This window comes from Pseudomonas californiensis (assembly GCF_021147775.1).
GTDB lineage: Bacteria > Pseudomonadota > Gammaproteobacteria > Pseudomonadales > Pseudomonadaceae > Aquipseudomonas > Aquipseudomonas californiensis.
In genome coordinates, this window is record NZ_JAGTPK010000085.1 from 1 (window position 1) to 3,878 (window position 3,878).

At 51.8% G+C, this 3,878-nt stretch carries 5 protein-coding genes and 2 pseudogenes; 2 read left to right on the top strand and 5 right to left on the bottom strand.

The genetic code is table 11. The features are described 5' to 3' along the window. Positions 1-40 precede the first annotated feature (40 nt). Both KDX37_RS28725 and KDX37_RS28730 read right to left on the bottom strand, forming a co-directional pair. Positions 41-319 (bottom strand): hypothetical protein, encoded by a 279-nt coding sequence (locus KDX37_RS28725; protein WP_003320513.1) that lies wholly within the window; start codon positions 317-319, stop codon positions 41-43. A 92-nt stretch (positions 320-411) separates the two neighbouring features. Further along, a pseudogene (locus tag KDX37_RS28730) lies at positions 412-675 on the bottom strand (helix-turn-helix domain-containing protein); the annotation flags it as partial. Between KDX37_RS28730 and KDX37_RS28735 the strand changes: the two are divergent. After that, a pseudogene (locus KDX37_RS28735) lies at positions 676-1,215 on the top strand (IS66 family transposase); the annotation flags it as partial. Positions 1,216-1,445: 230 nt separating this feature from the next. On the opposite strand, the gene KDX37_RS28740 reads toward KDX37_RS28735, so the two are convergent. The 3 genes from KDX37_RS28740 to KDX37_RS28750 all read right to left on the bottom strand — a co-directional run bounded on the left by KDX37_RS28740 (position 1,446) and on the right by KDX37_RS28750 (position 3,289). Further along, complete coding sequence (locus tag KDX37_RS28740) at positions 1,446-2,459, bottom strand: 2OG-Fe(II) oxygenase family protein (protein WP_231656574.1); 1,014 nt, start codon at positions 2,457-2,459, stop codon at positions 1,446-1,448. Between the two features lie 270 nt (positions 2,460-2,729). Beyond that, positions 2,730-3,014, bottom strand: coding sequence for a type II toxin-antitoxin system RelE/ParE family toxin (locus KDX37_RS28745; RefSeq protein WP_003344255.1), 285 nt, complete (start codon positions 3,012-3,014; stop codon positions 2,730-2,732). Continuing rightward, the gene (locus KDX37_RS28750; protein ID WP_003344254.1) at positions 3,014-3,289 is read right to left on the bottom strand and encodes a CopG family ribbon-helix-helix protein; all 276 of its coding nucleotides are present in this window, start codon (positions 3,287-3,289) and stop codon (positions 3,014-3,016) included. The genes KDX37_RS28745 and KDX37_RS28750 overlap by 1 nt, the downstream gene beginning before the upstream one ends. 416 nt (positions 3,290-3,705) lie before the next feature. Here KDX37_RS28750 and KDX37_RS28755 point away from each other — a divergent pair, with 416 nt between their 5' ends. Next, positions 3,706-3,852, top strand: a complete 147-nt coding sequence (locus tag KDX37_RS28755; protein ID WP_231656575.1) for a P-loop NTPase — start codon at positions 3,706-3,708, stop codon at positions 3,850-3,852. Positions 3,853-3,878 lie beyond the last annotated feature (26 nt).

Consider the following 3,878-nt stretch of genomic DNA (forward strand, 5'->3'; position numbering starts at 1 on the left):
GATAAAATTGTACGCCCAAACCGTCGAAATGACCGTCCTGTCATGTTGAGTGTTCTTTCGGCACCTGAATGACGCCATCAGCAATACCTTGGGCCAGCAGCTCCATCATTTTCGCGAAACGAAAAAATCCTGGATATTGCAGGCAGATGTAGTCCATTTGGATTTTTGATGAGCTGTCGAACACCTGTTTGAAAGCCAGCATATAGTCATAGCAGCCCTGAAGTAGCTGGCTATCGCCACTTTCTGTAGCTGGAAATCGGCTGGCATAATCATGGACTATCTTCGCCAGCTGGTGTTGTTCTGCGGATAAATCGAGCATTTTTTTGCCTGATGAAAGGGTTCGATACTGTTGACCAAGAGGCTGGAAATAATTCAGCAAGGTCACAGACGGTTACTGAACCAAGCAGCACCTCAGACATCTGCCTTAGCCGCCAGGTACTGCGTCCAAACGCGTTTTACCTGGCTGACGCTGACCCCCGCCAGCCGAGCAGTCTCTGCAATGCTACACCCGCCGCTTTTAAAGGCAATGATCTGTTCATGCACTTTAGCATTCGGCTTGCGTCCTTTATATAGACCAGCGCTCTTGGCCAAGTCGATGCCTTGCCGCTGTCGCTCTCGACGGTCTTCGAAGTCGTCACGAGCTATTTGCAGTGCCACACGCAACAGCATGTCTTGGTAGAAGCACAAAAAGTGCAGCCCAAGGGCAAAACCGGGCGGGCTGATGTTGCCCTGAATTTGATCAACAAGCTTTACGGTATCGAGCGGGCGTTGAAAGAAGGCAGCGATGAGCAGCGTTATGAAGCTCGCCAGCAAAACAGCGTACCGGTGCTGACTCAGTTGCACACCTGGATGGAGAAAACGCTGCCTCACGTCACTGCGCAAAATGCGCTGGGTAAGGCGATCAGTTATCTAGCCAGCAATTGGCAAAAGCTGGTGCGCTATACCGAAGCTGGATTTTTGCCCATCGACAACAATGCGGCCGAGCGTGCGATCAGACCGTTTGTGATCGGACGCAAGAACTGGCTATTCAGCGATACCCCAAAGGGTGCCACGGCCAGTGCTCAACTCTACAGCTTGGTCGAGACGGCTAAAGCCAACGGCCAAGAGCCCTATGCGTGGCTGCGCCACGCATTAGAACGGTTGCCACTGGCGACCTCGGTTGAAGATTACGAAGCTCTGCTGCCGTGGAACTGTACGCCTCGTTTGCATTCCTAGACGCACCGTCGTCTTTGGTTAGATGGGGTTTGTGGAGCGCTTACAACTGTCTGAACCGGAAGGGCAGTGGGAAGACATGCCCTTAACCCATGCCCCAGCGCCTCGCGCTGCCCCCGTGGCAACGCCTGCTCCCGTTCATGCATAGGCATTTCAAAATGCCTATGCATCAAGCTGACGCTTTGAAGGAGGCGTCATGCCTTCATAGCTATGCGTAGGAAGACGCTGGGATGTTACTTGAAGTGCGCCAGGCGATTGTCCTTGTGAATGCGCTGGGTGGTGATCCGATCTGGATAGCAACGCATAAACATGCTGGTAAAGTGCTCACCATAATGAATACGCTCATTGCCACTGGGCTCGAACACCTGGTAGGCGCACGCTTCAAAATTAGGCTCATGAAAATAAGCGCAGGCGAAACGTTCGCGGGTATTGAGCCTGACCTTGTGCGGAGTAGAAAGCAGCTGACCGCAGGTCATGAACTGCAAGATATCGCCTGGAAAAACCGTCCACACGTTTTGAACAGGCGTCACGAAGGTCCAAGGATCATCGTGCTCAAACATGCCTGCTGAACTTTCACCTGGCAACCAGTTACGATTACGCTTCTCTCCCTCGACTGGAGGGCGGATATATAAGCCACCAACATCATCCTGAGCGGCGATGACCAACAACCCATAGTCAGTGTGCGCACCAATTCCACTGGACATCGTGGATGTTTGAGGTGGGAAGCGCAACACACGCATGTGGTGCCAACCGTTGCGTGTTAAGTCAGTGAAGGTGTTAATGGGTAGCTCAAAGCCGAGCGCCGTCAGTTTGAGCAACCGTTCGCCCGCTAAACCAAGCTCTCCCATGAACGCCTTCATGCTTTTTTGATAGGTGTTATTTGGCCATGGCACCGGACCATGGCAAGGCCAGCCGGCTTTTACACGCTGATCGCTTACCGGCAAGTCTTTGCAGACAGTGAAAATCTCAGGGAAATCAGGTTTACCAGCCGTGACCTCCTCGCCTGATGCAACATAGCCACTGTAGGTCAGATCGCTAACGCAGCTACTCTTAAAAGTCAGCGGTTCTTTGCAAAACTGCTTGCTAGCAGCCATCGCTTCCTGCGTTTTTCGATTTTGCTCACTATCGGTCTTGATCTGCAAAATGCCATCTTTTTGCCAAGCCTGGATCAGCGCTCTTCCCAATGAGATATCGGCGGCGCTGCCGATAACCTCGGTAGGCAACTCGAAAGTCTGTAGGTTGGTCATGTTTTTCTCCTCTTTATCCATATAAAGGAACAGGCCGGCCTTCGGCAAATCGCGCGTTTTTGCTACGGTTGAGCTGATCGCTCGAAGAACGTTACGATGGCCGCAGCTATTAGCTGCAAGTCCATGTGAACACGATGTCCACCCTCGTGCGGTTATTTGCGCCTAACCTCTTTTACTCATGTGAGTAAGTGATTTTAGCGGCTAAAATCAGTACTTGGTCAGACGTTTTCACATCGTACGATACGTTCGCGGGTACTGCACCCACGCTCTCTACTCCCGAACGGGCGGCCATTGGCGTGCCGCATGCACGACGTTCAGCACGCGCACCAGGTCGCCGATCACATCGTAGATCAACAGGTAATTCCGGTGCGCGATCAGCTCGCTCGTGTCGCGCACTCGGCCCAGTCGGCCAAGGTTCGGATGTTCGACTAGCAGCATGGCTTTTTCCTCGAACAGCTCATCGAGATCCAGTGCGGCCGTCGGATTGTCGGCCTCGATGTAGTTGTAAATGTCCTCGCGATCTTGAATCGCCTCTGGCGTCCAGAACAGATTCATCACTTCGACGCTTCAAGCCGGCGACGTGTTTCAGCGCGGCGCGCTGCGAACCTCGCTTCGACCTCGGCGGCCGGAACAAGATTGCCTGCGTTGGCCGACGCTCGCGAGCTCTCGACCTTTGCGCGCAGCCACTCGTCATATTCAGCCTGCTCCACGTAGTCGCGCATGAAGTCGCGCAGGAGCTGCGCCACTGTGCGGTCGTGGGCCTTAGCGGTCATGGAGAACTCGGTTTTCAAGGTCTCATCGACCCGAAACGTGAAGGTTGCTTCACTCATGGCACCACCTCGTATGTTACTTGAAATGTACAATGTAACACAACGACATGTAAACTTAAAATAGGACCCTTTAGGTATACCCAAATAGACCCAGCATATCAGGCATGGCCCAATTGACCTAAACGCAACCCTAAAGAGCTATGCTGGAAAGAACCACCTTTTTGAACCATACCGAGCGGCAGTGGCAGAGTTTAGGTTGTGTCCTGACCCCCCTCCTAAAAGCCTTCAACGTGTCAGCATTCTTAGCATACAAATGCAATACAAGTGAAATACAAATTCGGTTTCCTTTGTACATACAGTGTAAATCATTAAGTGTCATACACTGTATTCCTTATGAAATACTCGGTATTGACAAATTGGTATTCTCGCGTACATACTATGAAATACAGGGTACATACAATGCATGAGGTAGATCCATGGTCATTCTATTTGCGTCTGACAAAGGCGGTGTAGGCAAAAGCACTACAGCGGCCAATATGGCCGTAATGATGTCCATGCATAGGAATTTCAAAATGCCTATGCATCAAGCTGACGCTATGGAAGGAGGCGTCATGCCTTCATAGCGATGGGTAGGAAGACGCTGATGCCT